We start from the raw sequence: 21,201 nt of genomic DNA, 5'->3' as shown, positions 1-21,201 counted from the left end.
CGCTTCATTGTAAACATGTTTACATGAATGACGGAAAACGAATTTACACAACAGGACTTATCGTAAACACATGCTCTACGGTGAAAGACTCCAACTTGCGATGGACAAGCGCGGCGAGGCCATTGGCCGCGTCATCGAACGCAAGGAAGTGGCAAAAATTGCAAATAGATCTGTTCAGAACATTGGCATGATCATTACCAATGCCAAGGAACGCGATCAAAAGCTCTCAACTGAAGCACACGATGCCGTTGCAGCCTTCCTCAAGGTCAACTCACGTTGGCTACTGACAGGGGAAGGGCCTATGGAGGTGAGTGTGCAAGTTAACGCCCCTACAGAGCTGACACCTGCTGCAATTGAGCTTGCCGTGCTGTTCGACATGATTCCTCAGGCTGACAAGCTCAGCCGCGCAAAAGCATTCAATGCAGCCAGCACAGCAATCATGCAAGTGCTTCAAGACGCTGACGCCAAGAAGTAAGCAGGTCTTCATTCGGAAAGACCAAGACGCGCACACCATCTTTTGTGCACGCCTCGACTGACAAAACCACATCTTCATCACACTCTTCGCACCCGCGAATGCGCACCAATACGCCCTCATTGGCTTGACGTTTTGGTACTGTGTTTTTATACATGCTTTTATCTTAAACGCTGCAACTCTTGGTGAGCAAGCACTTCAAGTCAGACTGCATTTGATTTATTTGTAAATTCATTTACAAATTTATTCGCCATTTTTTGTAAATCCGTTTACACTGCTGTTCAGCACAAAGCAAACTTGTTTACCAAGAAATGCCTTGTGCCGGGTGGCACGGCATCGACCGGGCACCAGACCCGGACCTTTAAAAAGAGAGTGGATGGAAAAGGGTTAGGCTGATGGATCTGGCTCAAAATACTTTGCCAGCTCTGGTGGCATGCCAATGGATACGGACACTGCAGCGTTCTGCTCCTTCTCCGGCATACCTAGGAAATCGGGGTGATCTTCATCGTGCAAGAGCTGATCGACCAAGGTTGGTGAAACACCCAAGCCGATCAAATAGCCTGCCGGATCGGCTCTCCAGGCGTCCCAGTCAAACCTGAAGTTGAACAGTTCATGCTGGAGTTCGAGAAACGGCTGCAGGCGACCCAACTCTTCTGGCGTGTAGAAGGCTTCGGGGTCTTGGTCCAGCTTAGTGCCATTGCATCTGCGGCACAGTGACACAAGATTGCCAGGAACCAGCTGCCCACCAAGCGCCATGGGGACATGGTGGTCAATACTAAGAACCTTCATTCCCCTAGTGCCTAGCACGTAGGTTTCGGGTTGGCCGCATTTAAAACAACGCTTACCGAACAGGGCGAAGAATTTTTCCCTGTAAGCAGCCTCCACAGCAGGGATTGCAAAACGACTGAATAACTGGCGTCGTTCTTTCTGGCGCTGACCCGGATACAGCTCAACCGAGGCCTTTCTTCCCATACGGGGTTCCTCCTGCAAGAAATCTGTGATGTAGGAATCCAGATCCTATTACAGCGAGCGAACCCCACCCTTCTCCATCCATTCTCGATACTGCCGGATAAATGTGTCCAGCACGCCCCGCTGCGAAGCGCCGCGATGCCATCGGAAATCTGCTCCCACCAGCTGCAGGCCCTGCGCGAAGACTGGTAAATCACTGCTCCCCGAGCTGAGCACGCCAGGCATGACCTGTGTGGCGTGTGCCGAGGCTCATAGCAGTGTTCTGCACTTCGGTGCAGCGCCTGACACCAGCCGTGGCGCGGTAACGGTTGGAGTGCAGGATGCCGTCGGGCTGATGGCATCCTGTACACCAATACGATCACATACCCTTGTTTTTGCAGTACATGTCGGCCACCTCGCCGATGGTCATAACAAGGTAGCTCACTTCCTTACCCTCTTTGACAACGACCCCTGCGAAGCGGTCAAAGCCAATGTAAGCGCCATAGCTATTTTTGGCATTCACTTGCCCGCACATATGCCACAAGCCAGCGGTATCGGCTGGCTTGTAGCGCAAATCCTTGAACTTAGCGCTGTCTGCATCCTTGAGGTTGTCCTCGAAAGCCTCCTTGAGCAGTCGCTCGTCCAATCTAGGCGGCTGCTGCGCAAATACAGACGTACAAGCAAGCAGTGCCACTGCAGATATCAAAGTTTTCACTCAACACCTCCCTTAGTTGTAACGACTTGATTAGACAACAACGGAATGTCGCACGACTTCACAGGCGCTCGAGTATCAGTCTGATAGTTCCCCATAGATGCGAGCTGCACGCAAGCATGTGATTTGAACGTGAACCCGATCCCGCAGAGTAATAGCGGGGCCATCCTGAGTGCGGCCAGCATGCGCCACATTGCCGGCTGCACTCAAGATGGTCTGACTGGTAGTTGCCCACCAGCATCAAGGTGAAAGTCCTTTGGAACCTCCCAAGCCGCAAGGCGAATCTGCAAGCAGGAAGAAGCCGGAGCGAACACGGCAACCATCACCCATTTCCAGCCGGGCCAGGGGAGCAACTTATCCGCCCTCCACCTTTTCTTTCCCATGGCTGCCAGCAATGGCACCGGCTCTCTATCCCAAGGCCCGCAACACGCGGGCCTTTTTCATGGTGCCACCGGAACACCCCTTTTCCGGCAATTCCTCAACTGCAATGAACGCTGTTACCTCCTCCTCTTCCCTGGCCGTTGGTACGATCCTGACCGCTGCGGCCCTGGCCAAGCTGTCCGAATTCGACTACGTGGTCGTGATCGACAAATCTGGCTCGATGGCCGAACCCGTCAAGCCCGGCGACAGCCGCAGCCGCTATGAAGCGGTGCAAGAGTCGGCCCTGGGCTTTGCCCGCGACGTCGGCAAACTGGACTCTGACGGTATCGACGTGGTGATGTTCTCGGGCTCCGGCATCGTCTCCCACACCGGCGTTACGGCCGACACAGTCAAGGACGTCTTCGCCCAATACCAGCCGCGCGGCGGCACACCCCTGGCCGAAGCACTGACCGAGGCGCTGAAGCTGGCCGGCAAGTCCGACAAGAAGGACTTCATCGTGGTGTTCACCGACGGCGAACCCGACGACAAGGCAGCCGCAGCCAAGGTGATCATCGACGCGGCCAACCGCCAGGAAACCGATGACGCGCTCACCATCCTGTTTGTGCAAGTGGGTGACGATGCCGGCGCCACCAAGTACCTGCGCAGCCTGGACGACGATCTGACGGGTGCCAAGTTCGACATCGTGGACGCCAAGACCGTGGCCGAGGCCGACGCCTTCCCCACTACCGCTGCCCTGATCCTGGCTGCAATCGAAGACTAAGCCATGGTCGACTTGATCCTGCTGAGCTTCATGCTGGCCGTGTTTGCTCTCGGCTTCTGGCTTGGCTCTAAGTACCGCAACCCCAAGGCGCTCTGGCAAGCGCTGAAGGACCAGGTCAAGTAAGAGCGGGGCCCTGGGCAACCAGGGCCATCACGACGAGGCCTTGTTGCAAGGCTTCATCGTGATGGATCTGCACCAGCAGCCGCACACATCCATCTATCGCTCGCCCGCCAGCATCGTGATTGCTGAGCGGGCTTTTTTGCACCCATAGGAGACCGCCATGCAGACAGCCCGCGTCACCATGCCCAGCGTGCCCATCACCAGCCCTGAATTCGTGTATCGAAACAGTGGCCGGACCGATGTAGCCCAGACCTGGGAGCGCCACCGCCAGGCCATGGCGGCTCAACAGCAAGCCAACAGCACAGTGCGCAAACCCCGAAAGCGCCCGCCAGTGATGACCATTCGCCACGTGCGTGCTGGCACAACCGGCCACCTCAACCTGTCGCTTTTCAATGAGGCCGCCCCATGCTGACCTTCATACTCTCCAGCGGCGGCGTGTCCATCAGCCACCAGGCCGACTCTGTCTGGGAAGCACTTGACTATGCATTCCAGCACCTCGGCCACCTCAACAAAGGAATTTCCTGCCGATGCCTTCGCTGAGCAAGTCACAGAGCACCCTGATCAAAGCAACGGCCGTCGCCTGGGTCGTCATCCTCGGCGCTTGCATCGCCCTGGTGCTGGCCCACGGGCTCGCCAATCCACCACTCTTCCCTTGAGCACGCCCCATGCACAGCTTTACCGCAGACATAGGTACCAAGGGGACTGTGGTCGTCCTTGATAGACACGGCTGGATATGGGAGCAGCTTCCCGCCACGGTCGCGTTTTACTGGCGGGACCCGTCCAACCGACGACCAGCACTGATAGTGCAGATCGACGGCGTGGACCCAGACCACAAGACCTTCACGCGCAATGTTCTGGGACGCAAGTTGTATTTCTACCTGAACAAGAAACGCCGCTGGATCTCTAGCGGAACTCGTCTCAACGGCGACGGCCGGAGCGGTGGAATGCACTTCGTCCCAGGAAAGCAGATCTACGAAGCCCCACCTTTCTGATTTACCACCCCGGCGCAAGCCACCACCACCGGAGAAATCCATGCATCCAGTTCCCAACACCAGCGCCGCTCAAACCAACGTGAGCGAATTCATCACCGATCTGGACGGCGGCCAGTTTGACCGCATGCTGTCCATGGCCCTGGGCGAAGTCGCCGCAGGCGTGGTCGACAACGACAAAGTGGGCGAGGTCAACGTCAAGCTGCACCTGTCGCGCATTCCTGGCACCCATCAGGTGACCGTGGCACACACGTTGAAGTTCCAGCGCCCCACAGCAGACGGCAAGCGCAGCGAGGAAGTGACGCGCAAGACGGTGATGCACGTAGGCACGAACGGCGTGATGTCGCTCATCCCCGCGAACCAGCTGAAGATTCCCGGCATTCCTGTCAAGGCCTGAAACAGCCATCACCGCAACAACCAGCCCGCCCGCCTGGAGTCATTTCCAGCGGGCTTTTTCTTTTCCGCAATACGACATATCAAGCATGAACAACCCCGAACAGACCACACAGGCCAACGATCAAGCCCAACTGCTGGGCGCACTGAGCGCTGCGGCACTGCCGCCCCAGTACATCAACGATCAACGCGACACGCGGATCGAACAAATCAACTTTGCGCTGCAGATGACGCGGCCTGAGGATGGCGCTTACCTCACCGCCGCAGCCCTGCCGAATGACTTCAAGCTCGAGGATCTGGAGCAGTTCATGCCTACGCGCCGACGTGCCGCTGGCACGATGCGCACGCCCTACATCAACGACTTCGTGGCATACACCCAAGAGCACAAGCAAGACGGCTGCTGCATCTTCGTGAACGCTGACGCGATGAACGCTACCGCTGTGCTGGATCTGGGCTCCCCTACCCAGCCAGGCCATTGCGCCAGCCGGGCCACGTTGGAGCTCAAGGCTACTGCCGCCTATGCTGCGCTCAAAAAGGTCATGAATGTGGGCCTGACTCAGCGCGGCATGGCTGAGTGGCTGGAGGACTGGGCACCGATCCTGGCCGCCAAGTCTGGAGATACCCCCATCGATATGCCCAAGGCCATTGCGGCCGTGCGCAACATCTCTGTCGAAGCCATTGCCAAGTCGAACCACGAAGAACAAGCGCTGAGCACCCAGCGCTCTGCCTTCGAGAGCGTGGCGATCAAAGGCGACAAGGATACGCTGCCCACGCACATCATCGTGAAGTGCAAGCCATACCCCGAACTGAGCGAGCGCGAATTCGTGATGCGCCTGAGCGTGACCACCGACGGCAAGCCCACCATGACACTGCGCCCAATGGGCTGGGAAGAGCTGATCGAACAGATGGCCACCGAGTTTGCCGATGACATTCGCAAGTCGGTCGAAAACACACTGACCGTGCTGATCGGCACCTACGAGAAGAGCCGCTAAGCACCATGGAAGACAAGAAATCCATCATCGTCTACGGCCCGCAGGGCTCGGGCAAGACCCGTCACGCCGAGGCCCTGCGCAAACACTTCGCTCTGGGCACAGTGTTCGACGGCGAGGAAGTTCACGGGGTGCAAGAGCTGCCGGCCACCGGCGCTCTCATCTTGATGACCAACGCCCCCGAGCGAAGCCGCCGCGCTCTGCACATTGATGAAGCGCTGCGCCGCCTGCAGCACGAGCCCGCAGGCTATCCCTTCGCCTGATCTACCACCTCCCCTCACCCGAGGGGAATCTGCCAAGTGCCCTCTCCGGACGCTTGCCAGATTGATTCACCCAGCCCGCCCGGCAGATGCCGCGTGGGCTTTTTTCATTGCCAGCGACAGGAGGCCCCATGAACCACACCGGCACCGTCTATCTCAGCCGCACCCCACCACAAGCCACCAAGGCGGCATGCGGCGTCTTCCAGCTGGAGTTGCTGGTTTATGACCGGCTTGGCAACCACCACGTTGAGCCCTGGCGAGTGACATGGTCAGGCCCGAGCGCGCAGCGCTTCTGGGACGAATACAAAAGCGAGCTGACGCCAGGCCGCGCTCTGGTCGTAAGCCTGGAGCGTGCACGCATCCACTCCCTTGTCTGCCGCCCGCCACGCACCGAAATGCTCGCCAACGTGCTGAGCTGTGCGCTGGTACCGGCCCGCAGCAAGGAGCCGGCCTGTGCCTGACAAGCTGCACTGCTTCGCCGTCACCGGCCTGATCAGCATCCCCAAGGCCACGGTCGAACGTGAGGCGCAGGCAGCTTATGCAGCCGGCCTGAAGCCCAACGATGCCTGCCCCTACCCCTTCCACAGTCAGTGCGGCCTGCACTGGCTGGCGATCTACAACCTCTGCATTCCTCTACCCAACCGCCATGCAACGTCGACCTATCAAACCCAGTGAGGACAGCGCGGTCAGCATCACTCACGCCACGCCCGTGCTGCGCAGCAGCGAGCTCAAGAAGCGCCGCACAAGCCGCTCAATCGCACCGCTGCAGACATACCCCTGGCAGGGCCGAAACAGCGAGCCCTACAAATGCCCCGAGCTCAAGGACACGCCCGGCATCCCGGCCTCACGCATGCGTGCATTTGCACTGCCAAGCCGCGTAGGCGACCGCCTGCACTACCCGGACGGCACGGTCAAGGAGCTGCCACAGTGAACCGCGCCGAACGCAGAGCGGCTCGGTTCAAGCGGGCACGACCGCCGAAAGAACAGTCCCTGTACCCGATCCACCTGTTGAACCACTGCCGCCCCTACGAAGAGGGCGAAACGCTCAAGGATGGATTCGACACGCTGGACGCCTTCACGCGCCTGCATGAAGGTACCGGCACAGAAGACGACTTTCTTAGGGTGTCCGCTGCCCTGAATGTCGCCATGGCCAGGGCTGCAGAAATTGATCAGAAGCTCGTGGATCTGATCGCGCCATCGCATGACGTCATGAACGCCCTGCGCGAGCGCTACGAGCAAACAAAGGTCATGCGCCTAACCCCCGATGAAATCGCACCGGTGGCAGAGGCTCTTAGCTATGCCCAGACCATCATGGACGCAAGCAGTCCACAGCAGATGCTCGAAGCACACAACACCGTCACGCGCGTGCAGGCCGAGCAGGCACGCATCAAGGCAAAGGAGAACCGCCATGCTGGGTGAACAAGCAACAGGCACCATCGAAGGCGTCTACATCCACACCGTCAGCCACGAGCCGCCGAAGGCAACCTTCCACGGCAAGCCCGCGCAGCTGGCCATCATCACCGAGGACGGCCAGATCATCGCTGCGGGCACCAGCGTTGCACAAGAGCTCGAGGCCGCAATCGTGAGCTGCTACCGCAACACCCTCAAAGGCCTGGGCCATCTGCGCGTGCAAAGCTGCCCCATCACTCCACTGCTGAAAGCAGCCTAAACCCCAACCCATTCATTCATAGATGTGCAGTCATCTATGGCAAGCCACCGGCCCGCCTTGAGCGGGCTTTTTGGTATCTGGAGTATCTATGAGCACCACCTACACACCGCACGAGGACATCGCTTGGGTTGACGCCCACGGCGGCAACACTGCCGACTGGCGATTCAGTCCCACCTCTGCTCGCGCCACCGGCAGCATGGATGGATGGCATGCCCAGCTCGGGCTGAGCGGTTACGGTCCAGCAAACCTGTCCAAGCACATCCAGCAAGACAACGGGTACCTGTTGATGCTGAGCATTAACCCGGCCAGTGCGCATGACAAAACAAAGGGCACCCCCATCTACTGGTCCTCATACTTAAAAGTTGGAGAAGATCGATATGTGCGCGCCCATGGCTATGCCCCCGACTTTCCTGCCGCGGTTGAAGCCGCGACAGACTACCACCATGAGAGCCGGGAAATGGGCAACTTGACCTGGTGGCATGAGTCCGATGGAGGTTGGATCAGTTGGCTGGGTGAAATGCGTTTGCATACCCACCTCGTTCCCGCAGGTAGTCATGCAGCCGCCCATTGGTTTTTCCAAATCTCAGGCAATGCCCCAACGCTTGAAGAATCTGCACTACTGGCGGCTATGCGCCTGCCATCAAGCCATTCATAGATCTTCATAAATCGACCTTCTCGCACATATCAATGAATCACAGCCCGCCACTGAGCGGGCTTTTCGCTTTCTGGAGACACGAATGCCCCGAGAAATTGCATGCACTGAGGATCGTTTCCTCAAGGATGCGCAAGCGCACCAGATGGAAATCGTGCGTGACGATGGCGTGAACCGTCATTTGCGGTTCAAAGATCCGAACAGCCGCGCCTACTGGTTCGACATCATCACTTGGCCAGGCACGCTGTGCATTGATGGCGACATGGGAACTTTCGTATTCCGACGCTTGCAGGACATGTTCGCGTTCTTTCGCACCGATCAAGAGCACTACAACAAAACAGGCCGCGCTGATCAACTGGCAATCAACCCTGGCTATTGGGACGAGAAGCTGCTCGCACCAGCGCCAAGGGACGTCATGGAGTTCAGTGCCGATAGTTTTCGGCGGCATGTCAAAGAGGCATTTGATAGCTGGGCGGAGTGCAGCGAACCCGATGCTGAATACAGCACCCAGGCGGAGCGCGACAAATTCAGCGACGACAAGGCCGCGCTTTGGAGTGCTCTGAACGATGAAGTTCTATCGACTGCCGATGATGGCGAAGTGCGCGCCTACGACGCTGCCCGCGACTTTCGATGCGATGACGTGCCTGGCTTTCAGATGGATGACTGCTGGGAGTGGAACTGCAAGGAATTCAAATTCCATTTCCTCTGGAACTGCTATGCCATCGCGTGGGGGATCAAGGCCTACGACAACGCGAAGCAACAGGCATCAGCCACCTAACCAACACCCCAGCCCGCCGCCGCGGGCTTTTCTCATTCTGGGAGCCACCTAAATGCAAGACAAGACACCTGAAATCACAGACAACCAAGTCATTGTCATAACCACCGCTTACGTGCAAGGTATGGGCAAAGGGCTGACTGCTGGCTGGAGCAATTCTGAGATCGCAAACCCATACAGCAGTGAATGGGGCTGTGATGCGGCATGGAGAATTGGCTACAACGAAGGGAAAAAGCGAGCCAGGCAAGACCCTCTGGAAGAACCCCAAGCCGTGGCAGTGCCTGAGGGCTGGAAGCTCGTGCCGGTTGATCCTACTGAGCAGATGGAGCAAGCCGCCGCCGACTACCTCGGGGCGTGCGTCAAGGCGTGTGGACTGTGGAAGGCAATGATTGCCAGCGCGCCGGAATGCGCCGCGCTTGCCGCCACCCCAGCAGCGGAAATGGCCGCGCCCGTGCTCGTAGACGACATGAAACAGGAGCTTATGGCCCTGTACAACAAAATCATGAAGCAGGGACGCGGAATGCACTATTGGAATTACGCCGCTGCAGTGCTCGATCGCTACAGGAACGCGCTTGGTGCCGCCCCGGCAGCCGTGCCATCGCTGACCTCACCACCGTTGACACCAGACGAAGCCCGACAGGCCGCGCGCACTGCAAGGCTGATGAATGGCCCATCGGACGTGACGCAGCCCCACGAGTACGTGATGGCTGGTGCTTTAGCGCTCGCGGCGAAGATTGGCGAAGCCTCGGCAGCATCCGCGCCAGTGGTGCTGCCAGAGCCTGATGCGGCCATCAAGGAAGTGATGGGGCTGATTGCGGATCTTGAGCGCGAGGCCGCTGATGTCGGCTACGGCCACGGCTCCCAGCGCCTAGTTAATGAGAAGCGCGCCGCCATCGAATCCAAGCTGCGCGCCCTGCTGGCTACTGCTACCGGACTTCCCGCGTATGCGGTGCCCGCCTTCTGCCACGTTGCCTCGTTGAAGCTCAAGAACTTGCAGGAGCGCGGCTACCAGATCACCGGCTACGCGATCGAGAAGCCCGTCGACGGCGCAATGCCCGGTCGTGGCTTCATCAATCATGGCGGCTTCGTCGGCTGGTGGCGGGATGGTCAGACACCCCAGGCGCAGGCAGACGCGCGGGATGCGGCGCAAGAAAAGCCGCCCGCTGGCCGCTATGTCCTGGCGTGGATGGAAGGGAAGGAAATCCCGATCCGTGCCATGTGGGTGCCGAAATCATGGCTGGTGGCCGGCGACGAGTGCCCCGAAGGATGGGCTGAGTATGACGAAGACAAGGACGAGTACTACTGCCCAGAGGGCTGGTACGAGGCCAACGAGCACGAAGAAACCCACTGGCATGTGAGAACGCCAATAGCTGCATGGGTCGAGCTTCCCCGCCGCGCCACCATCGCCGCCCAGGCAGCGCAAGGGGGTGAGTGATGCAATTCACGCGCACATTCAAAAAGCACTCCATCACAGTCGAGCGCGAGAGCCGAAAGGGCAACTGGTACATCCGGGTGACGGCCCCTTGTGGATCGTATGCCTATGACGGCTGGTGGTCTGACTCTGCATCGAAGACCGCAAAGGAGGCTTTCGAGGAAGCCAAGCGCGGCGCACAACTTGACCCCGATAAGGAAGCGCGCCGGGTAGCCCATGCAGCAGCCAAGGAAGGAACGCAGAAGGAGCAGAGCAAGTGAGCGCCCTTCCCCAACTTTCCCGAACGGGAATGAATCAGCAAAACAGACCGCCTGAACGCACAAATTTCCCGCTCGGGAATATCGATAACCGGAGCCCCGCCACTGAGCGGGGCTCTGCATTAAAGGACCGTGAATGAACAGACTCACTCAATGGCCACGCATCGAAGTGGATGTGAACATCAAGCTGACCATGGCCGAAGTGCAGGCGCTTGACGCGCTTGCGGGCTATGGCACGGATGGCTTTCTTGAAGTTTTCTATAAGCAGATGGGCAAGCACTACCTGAAACCGCATGAGGCAGGCTTGCGCAGCCTATTCGCCACCATCAGCAGCGAGCTGCCCCCAATCATCAAGCGTTACCAGTCAGCGAAGCAGGCCTTCGCCCTGGCGAACCCGGTAATCCGCAGCCGGGAAGACCATGATGCGCTCATTGCTCGCGTGGAGGCGAATGCAGTTATTGCCGCACAGCGCGCCCAGGCGCAGAAAGGGCAGAGCAATGGCTAAGCAAGACCTGCCACCCAACGAGCTTGAGCTGAAGATAGCCATGTGCAGTGGGGTCATACCCGTGTGCCCGTTCTGCGCCCACACGGCTCTCATGCGCTCCAGCGTCAACCACGAAGCCTTTGGCGGCGTGTCGCTGTTTCAGGCGCGCATCTTCTGCACCAACATCGGATGCAACGCCAGCGTGTTGCTCAATGAACGCACTCTCGAAAAGGCCCAAGCCGGCGTAATGGCCAACTGGGCACGAGCACAGCGCGCCGTCCGGGCAGCGCACGGAGGCGAGTGATGAGTAGAGCCCACGACCTTGAACGTGATCAACGCTCCAAGCTCAGAAAATTGCGTAAGCGCGATAAGCGCGCGAACTACTTGATGGGAGCCTATGGGTATGGTCCAGACGACTTTGCCTACAAATTCGCCTGGGTATGGCGCACGCTACTCCCGCCCATTGGCTACCGCTGGCGAGGCAAGCACGTTGTTCCCGTGGACAAATGCGGCGCCATGGTCCGTGCGAAGGGCACACGATGAGCAAGCTCGGTCAACTGAAAAAGCGCGTCGGCTTTGAGGGCGACGTGCCGCGCTGCATGAACTGCAAGCACTACCGGCAGGCCCAGATACGCCTGAGCACCAACAGCAACACGTTCCGCAAGAACCAGCACTGCGGGCTCCACTACTTCGGTATCACACCGAATTCCATCTGCAACGACTGGCGCGGGAAAGATGGGTCGGTGCTCGATGAGCCGCGCACGACAGCGCAGAAGGCAGCTGATGTGGTGAAACAAGATCAGGAGCAACTTTCATGAGCTTCAAGACAGCCATCGATAGACAACGCCGCATCGCAATTACTCAACCCTGCCAGTTTGCAGAGCAGTGCTCCGATGGGCGCTACATGTTCTCGGTCAACGCAGCGCAAGGCATCACCTGCGGCGTGAATCTGACTGTGAATATTGGCGAGGAATGAGTGGCCTTCTTCATGGGGCGTGCCCTCTGGATGGTCAGTGTTTCCGTCAATGGAATCCCGCGCATGGCTTGGGATTCTGAAATTGAACGCCTTGCACGTCGCGTTGCCTCCCGCGCCCTTGACGGCTGCGGAATTCCCGGTGATGACCGTTGGTCGCAAGGCATTCTCACCACAATTCTTCGCCGGCAGTGCTCCCCTGCTGAAAGGCGGCGTGTTCCAGAACCTTATCTATCCCAGACATTCGCCTGCGAAAGAGAGTGATATGGCCCAAGCAATGACACAACAAGCACAAGAGCCTATTGAGGCCAAAGATGCGCTCTACCGCTCGCGCATTGGTTTGCAGTGCACACACTGCAAGAAAGGTACGTATCGCGCTGAGGGCAACGGGTACTACGACTTTCACCGGTGCGAGCAGTGCCGCTATGTGCCCATGTGGAACGCAGACGGCACGGAATTCGGAATCCAGGAGAAGCCAAATGGCCCGACCATCTAAACGAGAGATTCGCCGCGCTCGCCAAGAGAAACAGCAAAACCGCAACCCCGAGCCCCGCCACTGAGCGGGGTTCTTTTTGGAGCGCCACATGGCCGAAAACACAAAAATCGAGTGGACAGACCACACATTTAACCCCTGGGAAGGTTGCCAGAAAGTTGGCCCCGGTTGCGACCACTGCTATGCCGAGACGCGCAACGCGCGCTATGCCGGTGGTCAGGCGATCAACTGGGGGCCTGGCGCGCCGCGCCGCCGCACCAGTGTAGGAAACTGGAACAAGCCTCTAGCCTGGAATGCCAACCATGAAGCCTTCTTTGCCACCCATGGCCGCCGGCAACGCGTTTTCTGCGCATCGCTGGCCGATGTGTTCGACAACGCGGTAGACCCGCAATGGCGCGCGGACCTGTTCGGGCTGATTATGAAGACGCCGCACCTAGACTGGCTGCTGCTGACCAAACGCATCGGAAACGTGCAAGGCATGTTGACCGATCTGGTACACGGCCATGACAAAGACTTGACGCTGCTGGACATGATGCCGCTGCCTAATGTCTGGATCGGGGCCACGGTCGTGAATCAGGAAGAGGCAGACCGGGACATTCCCAAGCTGCTGGCCGTGCCTGCCAAGGTGCGCTTCCTGAGCATGGAGCCACTGCTGGACCCAGTGTCATTTGAAGGAATGTTCGCCAACCCCAGAAACCCCGCAGACGGCACCAACGTTCTGGAAGCGCTGGACTGGGTGATCGTCGGTGGCGAGTCAGGCCCAGGCGCGCGGCCCATGCACCCCGACTGGGCAAGAAGCTTGCGCGACCAGTGCAATGCTGCCGGCGTGCCATTCCTGTTCAAGCAGTGGGGCGAGTGGGCTCCTGCTGACGGACCGGAGTTCATAGCTGCGGGCGGCAAGCGCAGTGACCTATATGTGTGTATGTGGGGCGAGATGGCCCGCGTCGGAAAGAAGGCTGCAGGGCGCATGCTCGATGGCCGCACATGGGATGAATGCCCAGCCGTGGAGATCTGACGCGAAAAAAAACCCGCCGACCTGAGTACAGCGGGTTTCTCGAAATCAAAAAAGACGGGCGACTTGCAAAGGTGCAGTAACACCCGAGCAAGACCCCAACAGCAGAACGGGCCTGCATGCCAGGCGAAGACCCGCCACTGTCGCGACAGCGTGACGAGTCTAGCCAATTTTTCCCCTCGGAAAGAGCATATGCAGGAAATTCGCTGCGGCAACTGCCGCCGCAAACTGGGCGAAGGTGAATACACTCGTCTATCTATCAAATGCCCCAGATGCGGAGCATTCAATCAGCTGAGCGCCCAGCGCGCCCCTCAAGAGCACCAATGCGTGCCAGTAGCTGAGATAAATGACCAACCCAATCATTCCGTGGATCGGCGGCAAGCGCCGCCTGGTGGACATGCTGCTCAAGCGCTTTCCAGCGCATGACTGCTATGTTGAAGTATTCGCAGGCGGCGCTGCCGTCTACTTCGCCAGGCACCCCGCCGATGTCGAAGTACTCAACGACGTCAACGGGGATCTGGTGAATCTTTACCGGGTAGTGACCCACCATCTCGAGGAGTTTGTCCGCCAGTTCAAATGGGCGCTCACCAGCCGCCAGGTCTTCAAGTGGATGCAGGACACGAAGCCCGAGACCCTGACGGACATTCAGCGTGCCGCACGGTTCTTCTACCTGCAACATCAATCCTTCGGCGGCAAGGTAGCTGGCCAGTCATTCGGCACTGCCACAACGGCCCCGGCCATCAACTTGCTGCGCATCGAGGAAAACCTGTCTGCCGCCCACCTGCGCCTTGCTGCTGGTACTTACATCGAGCAGCTCGATTGGGCAGCCTGCATCGACCGCTACGACCGCGCGCACACCCTCTTCTACATGGATCCGCCGTACTGGGAGACGGAAGGCTATGGCGTACCGTTCCACTGGGAGCAGTACGAGCTCATGGCCAAGAAGCTCAAGGCGATCAAGGGTAAGGCCGTCATCAGCATCAACGACCACCCTGCGATCAGGGAGTGCTTCAAGGACTTCGAGATGGAGGATCTGAAGCTCGACTACACCGTGGGCGGCGCAGCCAATCGTGTGGAGCGCGGCGAGCTGGTGATCTACAGCTGGAACCGCGAGGACGAACCCGCAGGGCTTTTCTAAGAGCCCAGTCAAGCACCAGAGCAGTGTCCGACGGACGCGTCGGACACGCCAGATACTGCTTGGACATCTGGCCAGGCAGAGCGTCAATGGTGCCCATGACAACGAACCAAGCAATTCAGCCCAACATGACCAACATTGAACAAAGCCTCACTGACTATCTGAACGGATACACACGCAACAATCCCGCCGGCCGCGAGTACGTTATCAACTACCCAGATTGGAGCCGCATGGCAAAGCTGGAGCTCGACCGCAGAGCCAGCAGTCTTCTTTCGGTACTTCCCGAAGCGGAGCTGGCAGCGATCGCTGCTGGCGAGGTCAGCCTTCCCGACTTGGTCAAAAAGCTCTAAACATATAGAAAGCAACAAAGCCGGCCATGAGCCGGCTTTTGTTCGTCTGAAATTTCTGCGCTAACCTAGAAGGCGCACGACGATGCAACTTGATAGAGGTTTCCAGAATGGAAAAAATGAACAGCACCGAGATATCGCAACTCATCAAAGACCTGCGCCAGGGAGATGCCACTGCACAAAAAGCTGCCGATCTGATCGAGCAGTTGACCAAACAAGCTTCACCAGGGCTGCGCACGATTCCAGTTCTCGGCACTATTGAAGACGAGGTCGTCTACATAAAGCCCTTGGAGCTCCCACCAGGCACCAAATGGGGTGAGTAAACCCTGCCAATTACAAAGGGCCTGTCCAGTGATGGACAGGCCCTTTTTCGTTGCAGCAGTTGAAGGCTATGATGATATACATTGAGCATCACTCGGGCAGCCCAGCGAAACAAAGCCCACTTTGGGGATTGCGGTTTGCGTGGGGCTAACGGAGTCGATTGATTTCATTTGATTTTTCCAGCAGCGCAGCGTCTACGCGCCAAGCAGAAATTTTATTTCAACGGCCAAATCAGCAGACTCGACTCTGTTGTTCGAGCCAGCCACACGCACGATGAAAAACTGGTAAACGAAAAAGGCGCTACCGCTTCTATAGCTGTAGCGCCTGTATTCTGGCTGGTTCCACGACATTCAAGCTCGCGACCAACGGATTAAAAGCCCGAGTCACCAACAAGCATTGACACGGCCCAAAACAGGTTAATCGATTGATTTTACCAGTTGCGCACCCAGGCTGCTCGCGCCCTCCAGGTCTTCCCAGGGCTAAGGTATGCGATGGATGCTTGAAACCTCCCTGCCCTGCCTAGCAAGAGGCATCCAATAGTCGCCCTCAATGCTTGCTGCAGCGAGCGCAGTCAATATGAGCAGATAAAGGAGCGGCAGCAAGGCATTGCTTACTAGAGAAAAGCCGTTAGCAGAGGATTTCCGACACGCACTGGACAACCCTGACGATTGTCGAGTGCCAGGGCCGCGCCGAAATTTGCTGCAATCGCGCCATGGGATTGCCGTAAATTCGCACGATGGCTCCTGACAAGGCCTATGGCCGTGAACCCTTTGTCACGACCACTCGAAATTCATGGGTCAACAACTCCCACAACACATTCAAACGACCCCAGGCATTCATGCACCCTGAGCCAACAGCACTTTCAGCAAGAAAGATACATACTGCCAAGCGCACGGGAGTCACCTATGCGTATCGGTGAACTCGCCGCACTCACAGGCTGCACGCCCAAAGCGCTACGCCTTTATGAGGCGCACGGCTTGCTCGGCACCGTGGCACGCCAGGGCAGCTACCGCCACTACGAACCGGAAGATGTGCAGCGCGTGCAGTGGATCCGCCAGGCGCTGTCGCTGGGTTTTCGCCTGGCTGCGCTACAGCCGCTACGCAGCATCGACACTCCCTCCGGCGCTGCCGCCGTCCAGACCCTGCTCCAGACCCGGCGACGCGCCATTGCCGACGAACTGGCGCGGCTGCAAGCTGCCGACATCGCCCTGGCGGCATTGTCCATGGAGCTGAGCACATGCAACGGTGCAAAGACATGCGGTTCACCAGAGCCACTCTCCATTTGACGTTGTAGGGCTTGACTCTGTCCCCAAGGACAAGGTGATGCTGGCGGCTTACGAACTCAGCCCGCCTCTATCGCCATGTCCCGTCGCATCCTCATCATCCTCGGCCAGCCCTCCACCAACAGTCTATGTGCCGCCTTGGCGAGCACCTATGCCGATGCCGCGCGCCACGCTGGAGCCGAGGTCCGACTTCTGGAGCTGGGTGAAATGCAATTCGACCCCATCCTGCGCCACGGATACGAGCATAGCCAGCCGCTGGAGGCCGACCTCCAAGGCGCTCAGCTCGACATTACCTGGGCGCAACACCTGGTGTGGGTCTATCCGATATGGTGGGGCGGGCTACCGGCGCTGCTCAAGGGCTTTCTCGATCGCATCTTCCTGCCAGGTTTCGCCTTCAAATACCGAGCCGACTCTGCATTGTGGGACCGCCTGCTGGGCGGCCGCACTGCTGAACTGCTTGTGACAATGGATTCCCCCCCTTGGTACTACCGCTGGGTACAGCGCCAACCAGGTCATCGGCAAATGAAACAGAGCATTCTGGAGTTCAGCGGGATCCGGCCCGTGCATGTGCATAGTTTTGGCCCTGTGCTCAAGTCCAGTGCCGCCAAGCGCGCCGTCTGGATAAAGCGCGTGCACACGCTGGGCACTCGTGCAGGCTTACGCTGACAGCGTCCTTCCTTAGTTCTCATCCACCGCTCTTTGCTGCGACAGCAGGGGTCGGCAAGCCCCCCACTTTCGTTCCGTGAAACTCCGCACGGCCAAGGAATACGGCCACAGCCTGCTGCGGGGCGGATGCATCGACCGGTTGAATCACCGCCCATTGCAGTCATTCATTGAGGCTAAAAACCTGCCTCCCTCCAAAAAACACTCGTCGCAGTTTTCACAAACTGCGCCGCAGCCGCTTCCCATTGGCCGCGAATGCTGACTTTGCCACGCCAGCGGTGTTGCAAAACAGCGTCTGTTTCGAGCGGTGTCACCACATCCAGCACCACTCTGTAGACCGGACGCTCCGGGTATAGGGTGCCTTGCATGCTTCGGACCTGAATCATGCCTCCAGCTGCCGCAGACAGCGCAGCCTCCGAGAGGGTACGACTCGCATCCTGATCAACGCTGCGCACCGTCAAATCCAGTACCGGACCCACACCCGCGTCAGCGATAAAAATTGCGCTGTCGCCGATGCTGATGCGTTGAATATCTTCTTCCTGCACATAGGCAAGAACCTCCAGCCGATCGCCGCCCACGACTCTACCCAGCAATTCATTCCGGGCCAGCCAGTCTCCCGGTCGAAGATCCGGATCCACGTCGCGCAGAACTCCAGTGCCCGAGGCATTCAGACGGTAGCGACTGGCTTCGGTTTCCACTGCCTGCTGTTGAGTAGCCGCCTGCAGCTGACGCTCTTGCAGAACCTGCCAGTCCCTGCGCAGCTCAGAGTCGAAACCTGCTGCCGCTATTTGCTGCGAATACTGGGTCCTCTGCGCATCGTTTTGAGCCTGAGCGGCCTTGAGAACCGGGGAGTCCAGCAAAAAGACAGGGGCATCAACCTTGACCATTCGTGCGTCGCCAAACATTTGCTGCTGCAGCTGCGATGCATCAAGCGCATGCAAAGGCCATATTTCGCTGGATTGCAACATACCCTCGGTGCGGATTGGGGCAGGCAGGGGCAGCCAGCAAAGCGCAATAAGTGCAAAGGCTCCGATGGCACTCCAACGTGCTCTTCGACTACGGACGATCTGAGGCCAGCGCAAATACCATGCTGCAATCTCGGACCAGAGAGGCTTGGCAATGAACCACACAATCTCCACCAGAAACAGCAAGATGCCCAGCGCCTTGATGAAGAAGTGATAGACCAAGGCGGCAATACCCAAAAAAAGAACCAATCGATAAATCCAGGTAGCCCAGGCAAACAAGATGAGTCCGCGACGTTTGGCATCGGCAAAAGACTCCGGGGGAGGTTCACCGAGCTTGAATAATTTCTCTCTGAGATCCCAGCGTGCCAGTGCAAAGGCACGTGAGTGCAGATTAGGCATCTGCAGAAAGTCGGACAACAGAAAATATCCATCAAAACGCATGAACGGACTTGCATTGATGGCCAGCGTGCTGACCCATGTCGTAGTGGCCAGCAAAAAGGCCATGGACTTGGGGGCTCCTTCAGGTAACCAGACCCACGCCAGCAAGGCCCATGCGGCAATCATCAGCTCCGTTGCGATGCCAGCACCCGCGACCTTGAGGCGCTGATCACGCCGGGTCAATTTCCAGACCTCGTTGGTATCGGTGTACGCCACCGGCCAAAGCACCAGAAAGGCAACACCCATGGTCGGAACGCGGCATCCAAATCGCTTGGCCATCAAGCCATGCCCCAGTTCATGAAGCACCTTGACAAACCCTAGCGTCAATCCATAGGCCAGCAGTCCTTGCCAGGTCAGCGAATCAACCAGGGTGGCCGTGAACGTTCCCCAGGAGCGTGAAACGCCCCAGACCCCAGCAAACAGAGCCAACAAGCTGACCCAGCCAAAGGTTCGGCTGAATAGAAACTCCAGCGAGGGCGCCCATCGTGTCAGCCAGCGATCAGGCCTGATCAGCGGGACCCGAAAAAAGAGGTAGTTATGAAGAAGCCATTGCATCCAGCTTGAGCGTCTTCCCTGCCACCGCTCAGCCATCGCATCGGCGCTATTGGGAGGAGGCTCCAACAGATCATTTCTCTGCGCAAACTGCAAAAGCGCATTCACGTCTTCCTCGTGGAGCGTCAATGTCGTTTGAGCACAGACATCTTGCACAATCGCGTCAGCGACGCCCAGATGCCAACGCTTGAACACCTCAAAGCTGGCCCAGTCCAGCTGAAAGAAAAGGTTGCGTACGGGATCATGCAGGGTCCAGCTGGGCTGACCATCGGGCAGCACAGGACCGGGAAGCAAATCCAGTTCTTCACGCAAAGCAGGCCATGCGGTACTCATGTCGACTTACCAGGCAATAAACTGGCGCAGGACGGCCCAGGGCTTGCGCAGAACCCAGTAGACCAAAGGCACCCAATCGCCTTGCAGCTTGGCGGTACCTTTGAGGCCTATACGAGCCTCCTCCTTGGCGAGCGACATGGACGCACGCACTCGATAGGCGTAGCTGCCATCTGGCCTGGCATTGGCGTCATACGCCATATACCGTAGCTTGCCCTCCAGCCCGGCCATGGGATTCGCTGCCAGATACAGCTTCACTGTGGCGCCCTGGGCCAATGGAATGGCATCGCCGATGGGAACCCAGGCCTCGATTTCCACTTCATCAGGCCGGGCAATACGCATCACCCGCTCGCCCGTCTGTACAGGTTTGCCAAGCCATTCGGTGGGCGAGTCAAACAAAATCATGCCATCTTCAGGTGCCAGTACCCGGCTGCGATCACGTTGGTCACTCAGATATTGCACCTCGGCACGCTTCTCGCCTATGCGCCCGACTAGCGCTGCAAGCTGTGCCTTGGAGCGAGCGTCGCCCAAGGCCAGTTGGGCAGATTGTCGATATTCGGCTTCAGCGGTCAGCAGAGCTTGCCGGGCAACTTCCAATCGGCTGCTGATCTGCGCCTCATCCAGTCCAAACAAGCGCTCGCCTTTACGTACCATTTGATTGGGCTGGACATGGATCTGATCAATGACGCCATCCAAGGGGGCTCTCAACACCACAGGCTGGGCCGCTACCAGTTCACCCGGAGCAAGAGCGCTCATATGCACAGGGACAGCACCAATCGCAACAAGCCCGCCAATGATCCAGACAGGCTTTCTCTGCCACCAGCTCCTGGCCGCAGTTATTGATACCGCAGGCTTTCGCCAGAACCTGGATTGGCTTGCCTGCAATGCAGAGTACGCATGGAACCAGATATGACACCATTCGGCGAGCAGCGGAAAACGCTGCTCTTCAATAGGCTGCGCCCCTGAAAGAAGCAGTCCGCCTTTAGGAGCAGGCTTTTGGCCATCTTGCAGCAGAGGCACCCATACCGCATAGGGCCCCAACCATTCGCTCCATGAGCTTGCCAACTCGGAAGGAAGCTGAGCCGGTTCAATGCGCCGAACCTGCATGGGTTGCTGCTCCTGGAGAAACTGGCATACCCCATGCAGCCATTGGGCATAAGGCGTATTTCTATCGGTCTCCACCACGCCGGATAGGGCCGTTACCCCGCCGTCATCCAGCCACAAACATGCTTGACGGTAAGGTACGAGCAAACGGCTATCGTTGACCAGCAAAAAGCGCAACTCGGCATTGCTGCGTGCAACCCTGGCTCGATGCCCCAGCTCAAGCAGCAGCATTGCCGGGTTCACGCTCTGAGGAGAAACGGCTGCGTTCATGGCGCAAGCGCCTTATATGCTG

The 21,201-nt window shown here is 58.3% G+C and carries 32 protein-coding genes; 28 read left to right on the top strand and 4 right to left on the bottom strand.

The window, feature by feature from the left end; all coding sequences use genetic code 11:
• Positions 1-70 precede the first annotated feature (70 nt).
• A complete protein-coding gene (locus MPZ60_RS08860) occupies positions 71-475 on the top strand; it encodes a hypothetical protein (protein ID WP_034371683.1) in 405 nt (134 codons plus the stop codon).
• Positions 476-859: 384 nt separating this feature from the next.
• Here the strand turns inward: MPZ60_RS08860 and MPZ60_RS08855 are convergent, their stop codons facing one another.
• Both MPZ60_RS08855 and MPZ60_RS08850 read right to left on the bottom strand, forming a co-directional pair.
• A complete protein-coding gene (locus MPZ60_RS08855) occupies positions 860-1,444 on the bottom strand; it encodes an HNH endonuclease (protein WP_242881804.1) in 585 nt (194 codons plus the stop codon).
• A gap of 355 nt (positions 1,445-1,799) precedes the next feature.
• A complete protein-coding gene (locus MPZ60_RS08850; protein ID WP_242881806.1) occupies positions 1,800-2,135 on the bottom strand; it encodes a hypothetical protein in 336 nt (111 codons plus the stop codon).
• A gap of 484 nt (positions 2,136-2,619) precedes the next feature.
• Between MPZ60_RS08850 and MPZ60_RS08845 the strand changes: the two genes are divergently transcribed.
• The 27 genes from MPZ60_RS08845 (at position 2,620) to MPZ60_RS08715 (ending at position 17,523) form a co-directional block, all read left to right on the top strand.
• Positions 2,620-3,273 carry a VWA domain-containing protein gene (locus tag MPZ60_RS08845; RefSeq protein WP_242881807.1) on the top strand — a complete coding sequence of 218 codons (654 nt, stop codon included), beginning with the start codon at positions 2,620-2,622 and terminating at the stop codon, positions 3,271-3,273.
• A gap of 280 nt (positions 3,274-3,553) precedes the next feature.
• Positions 3,554-3,805, top strand: coding sequence for a hypothetical protein (locus MPZ60_RS08840; RefSeq protein ID WP_242881808.1), 252 nt, complete (start codon positions 3,554-3,556; stop codon positions 3,803-3,805).
• A gap of 253 nt (positions 3,806-4,058) precedes the next feature.
• Positions 4,059-4,385: a hypothetical protein gene (locus tag MPZ60_RS08835; protein WP_242881809.1), complete on the top strand. Its 327-nt coding sequence runs from the start codon at positions 4,059-4,061 to the stop codon at positions 4,383-4,385.
• Positions 4,386-4,425: 40 nt separating this feature from the next.
• Positions 4,426-4,779, top strand: coding sequence for a hypothetical protein (locus MPZ60_RS08830; protein ID WP_242881810.1), 354 nt, complete (start codon positions 4,426-4,428; stop codon positions 4,777-4,779).
• An 85-nt stretch (positions 4,780-4,864) separates the two neighbouring features.
• Positions 4,865-5,767 carry a DUF2303 family protein gene (locus MPZ60_RS08825; RefSeq protein WP_242881811.1) on the top strand — a complete coding sequence of 301 codons (903 nt, stop codon included), beginning with the start codon at positions 4,865-4,867 and terminating at the stop codon, positions 5,765-5,767.
• A gap of 5 nt (positions 5,768-5,772) precedes the next feature.
• Entirely contained in the window at positions 5,773-6,027 is a 255-nt protein-coding gene (locus MPZ60_RS08820; RefSeq protein ID WP_242881812.1) for a hypothetical protein, read from the top strand.
• Between the two features lie 128 nt (positions 6,028-6,155).
• Complete coding sequence (locus MPZ60_RS08815; RefSeq protein WP_242881813.1) at positions 6,156-6,485, top strand: hypothetical protein; 330 nt, start codon at positions 6,156-6,158, stop codon at positions 6,483-6,485.
• Entirely contained in the window at positions 6,478-6,699 is a 222-nt protein-coding gene (locus MPZ60_RS08810; protein ID WP_242881814.1) for a hypothetical protein, read from the top strand. The genes MPZ60_RS08815 and MPZ60_RS08810 overlap by 8 nt, the downstream gene beginning before the upstream one ends.
• Positions 6,671-6,955 carry a hypothetical protein gene (locus MPZ60_RS08805; protein ID WP_242881816.1) on the top strand — a complete coding sequence of 95 codons (285 nt, stop codon included), beginning with the start codon at positions 6,671-6,673 and terminating at the stop codon, positions 6,953-6,955. The genes MPZ60_RS08810 and MPZ60_RS08805 overlap by 29 nt, the downstream gene beginning before the upstream one ends.
• On the top strand, positions 6,952-7,443 hold the full coding sequence (locus tag MPZ60_RS08800; RefSeq protein WP_242881817.1) for a hypothetical protein: 492 nt from the start codon (positions 6,952-6,954) through the stop codon (positions 7,441-7,443). Before MPZ60_RS08805 ends, MPZ60_RS08800 begins: the two co-directional genes overlap by 4 nt.
• The gene (locus MPZ60_RS08795) at positions 7,433-7,693 is read left to right on the top strand and encodes a hypothetical protein (RefSeq protein WP_242881818.1); all 261 of its coding nucleotides are present in this window, start codon (positions 7,433-7,435) and stop codon (positions 7,691-7,693) included. The genes MPZ60_RS08800 and MPZ60_RS08795 overlap by 11 nt, the downstream gene beginning before the upstream one ends.
• A gap of 88 nt (positions 7,694-7,781) precedes the next feature.
• Positions 7,782-8,348, top strand: a complete 567-nt coding sequence (locus MPZ60_RS08790; protein ID WP_242881819.1) for a hypothetical protein — start codon at positions 7,782-7,784, stop codon at positions 8,346-8,348.
• Between the two features lie 82 nt (positions 8,349-8,430).
• Entirely contained in the window at positions 8,431-9,123 is a 693-nt protein-coding gene (locus MPZ60_RS08785) for a hypothetical protein (RefSeq protein ID WP_242881821.1), read from the top strand.
• A 52-nt stretch (positions 9,124-9,175) separates the two neighbouring features.
• Positions 9,176-10,555, top strand: coding sequence for a hypothetical protein (locus MPZ60_RS08780; RefSeq protein ID WP_242881822.1), 1,380 nt, complete (start codon positions 9,176-9,178; stop codon positions 10,553-10,555).
• On the top strand, positions 10,555-10,812 hold the full coding sequence (locus tag MPZ60_RS08775) for a hypothetical protein (RefSeq protein ID WP_242881824.1): 258 nt from the start codon (positions 10,555-10,557) through the stop codon (positions 10,810-10,812). Before MPZ60_RS08780 ends, MPZ60_RS08775 begins: the two co-directional genes overlap by 1 nt.
• 172 nt (positions 10,813-10,984) lie before the next feature.
• Positions 10,985-11,314, top strand: coding sequence for a hypothetical protein (locus MPZ60_RS08770; RefSeq protein ID WP_242881825.1), 330 nt, complete (start codon positions 10,985-10,987; stop codon positions 11,312-11,314).
• Positions 11,307-11,597, top strand: coding sequence for a hypothetical protein (locus MPZ60_RS08765; RefSeq protein ID WP_242881827.1), 291 nt, complete (start codon positions 11,307-11,309; stop codon positions 11,595-11,597). The genes MPZ60_RS08770 and MPZ60_RS08765 overlap by 8 nt, the downstream gene beginning before the upstream one ends.
• A 235-nt stretch (positions 11,598-11,832) precedes the next feature.
• Positions 11,833-12,111: a hypothetical protein gene (locus MPZ60_RS08760; protein WP_242881829.1), complete on the top strand. Its 279-nt coding sequence runs from the start codon at positions 11,833-11,835 to the stop codon at positions 12,109-12,111.
• Complete coding sequence (locus tag MPZ60_RS08755) at positions 12,108-12,269, top strand: hypothetical protein (protein ID WP_242881830.1); 162 nt, start codon at positions 12,108-12,110, stop codon at positions 12,267-12,269. Before MPZ60_RS08760 ends, MPZ60_RS08755 begins: the two co-directional genes overlap by 4 nt.
• Before the next feature lie 82 nt (positions 12,270-12,351).
• Positions 12,352-12,762: a hypothetical protein gene (locus tag MPZ60_RS08750; protein ID WP_242881832.1), complete on the top strand. Its 411-nt coding sequence runs from the start codon at positions 12,352-12,354 to the stop codon at positions 12,760-12,762.
• A gap of 88 nt (positions 12,763-12,850) precedes the next feature.
• The gene (locus tag MPZ60_RS08745; RefSeq protein ID WP_242881833.1) at positions 12,851-13,774 is read left to right on the top strand and encodes a phage Gp37/Gp68 family protein; all 924 of its coding nucleotides are present in this window, start codon (positions 12,851-12,853) and stop codon (positions 13,772-13,774) included.
• Positions 13,775-13,963: 189 nt separating this feature from the next.
• Entirely contained in the window at positions 13,964-14,197 is a 234-nt protein-coding gene (locus tag MPZ60_RS08740; protein WP_242881834.1) for a Com family DNA-binding transcriptional regulator, read from the top strand.
• A complete protein-coding gene (locus MPZ60_RS08735) occupies positions 14,118-14,909 on the top strand; it encodes a DNA adenine methylase (RefSeq protein WP_242881836.1) in 792 nt (263 codons plus the stop codon). Before MPZ60_RS08740 ends, MPZ60_RS08735 begins: the two co-directional genes overlap by 80 nt.
• 95 nt (positions 14,910-15,004) lie before the next feature.
• The gene (locus MPZ60_RS08730) at positions 15,005-15,256 is read left to right on the top strand and encodes a hypothetical protein (RefSeq protein WP_242881837.1); all 252 of its coding nucleotides are present in this window, start codon (positions 15,005-15,007) and stop codon (positions 15,254-15,256) included.
• 116 nt (positions 15,257-15,372) lie between these two features.
• Entirely contained in the window at positions 15,373-15,576 is a 204-nt protein-coding gene (locus MPZ60_RS08725) for a hypothetical protein (RefSeq protein ID WP_242899885.1), read from the top strand.
• 903 nt (positions 15,577-16,479) lie between these two features.
• Positions 16,480-16,860 carry a MerR family transcriptional regulator gene (locus MPZ60_RS08720; RefSeq protein ID WP_034356949.1) on the top strand — a complete coding sequence of 127 codons (381 nt, stop codon included), beginning with the start codon at positions 16,480-16,482 and terminating at the stop codon, positions 16,858-16,860.
• A gap of 75 nt (positions 16,861-16,935) precedes the next feature.
• Positions 16,936-17,523: an NAD(P)H-dependent oxidoreductase gene (locus tag MPZ60_RS08715; protein ID WP_034356946.1), complete on the top strand. Its 588-nt coding sequence runs from the start codon at positions 16,936-16,938 to the stop codon at positions 17,521-17,523.
• 173 nt (positions 17,524-17,696) lie between these two features.
• Here the strand turns inward: MPZ60_RS08715 and MPZ60_RS08710 are convergent, their stop codons facing one another.
• Together MPZ60_RS08710 and MPZ60_RS08705 are read right to left on the bottom strand one after the other, a co-directional pair.
• Entirely contained in the window at positions 17,697-19,808 is a 2,112-nt protein-coding gene (locus MPZ60_RS08710; protein WP_187771867.1) for a site-2 protease family protein, read from the bottom strand.
• 6 nt (positions 19,809-19,814) lie between these two features.
• A complete protein-coding gene (locus MPZ60_RS08705) occupies positions 19,815-21,179 on the bottom strand; it encodes an efflux RND transporter periplasmic adaptor subunit (protein WP_034356941.1) in 1,365 nt (454 codons plus the stop codon).
• Positions 21,180-21,201: the final 22 nt, after the last annotated feature.

It is taken from the genome of Comamonas sp. 7D-2 (assembly GCF_022749555.1).
Taxonomy (GTDB): domain Bacteria; phylum Pseudomonadota; class Gammaproteobacteria; order Burkholderiales; family Burkholderiaceae_C; genus Comamonas; species Comamonas thiooxydans.
This window is presented reverse-complemented; position numbering and strand designations above follow the sequence as displayed.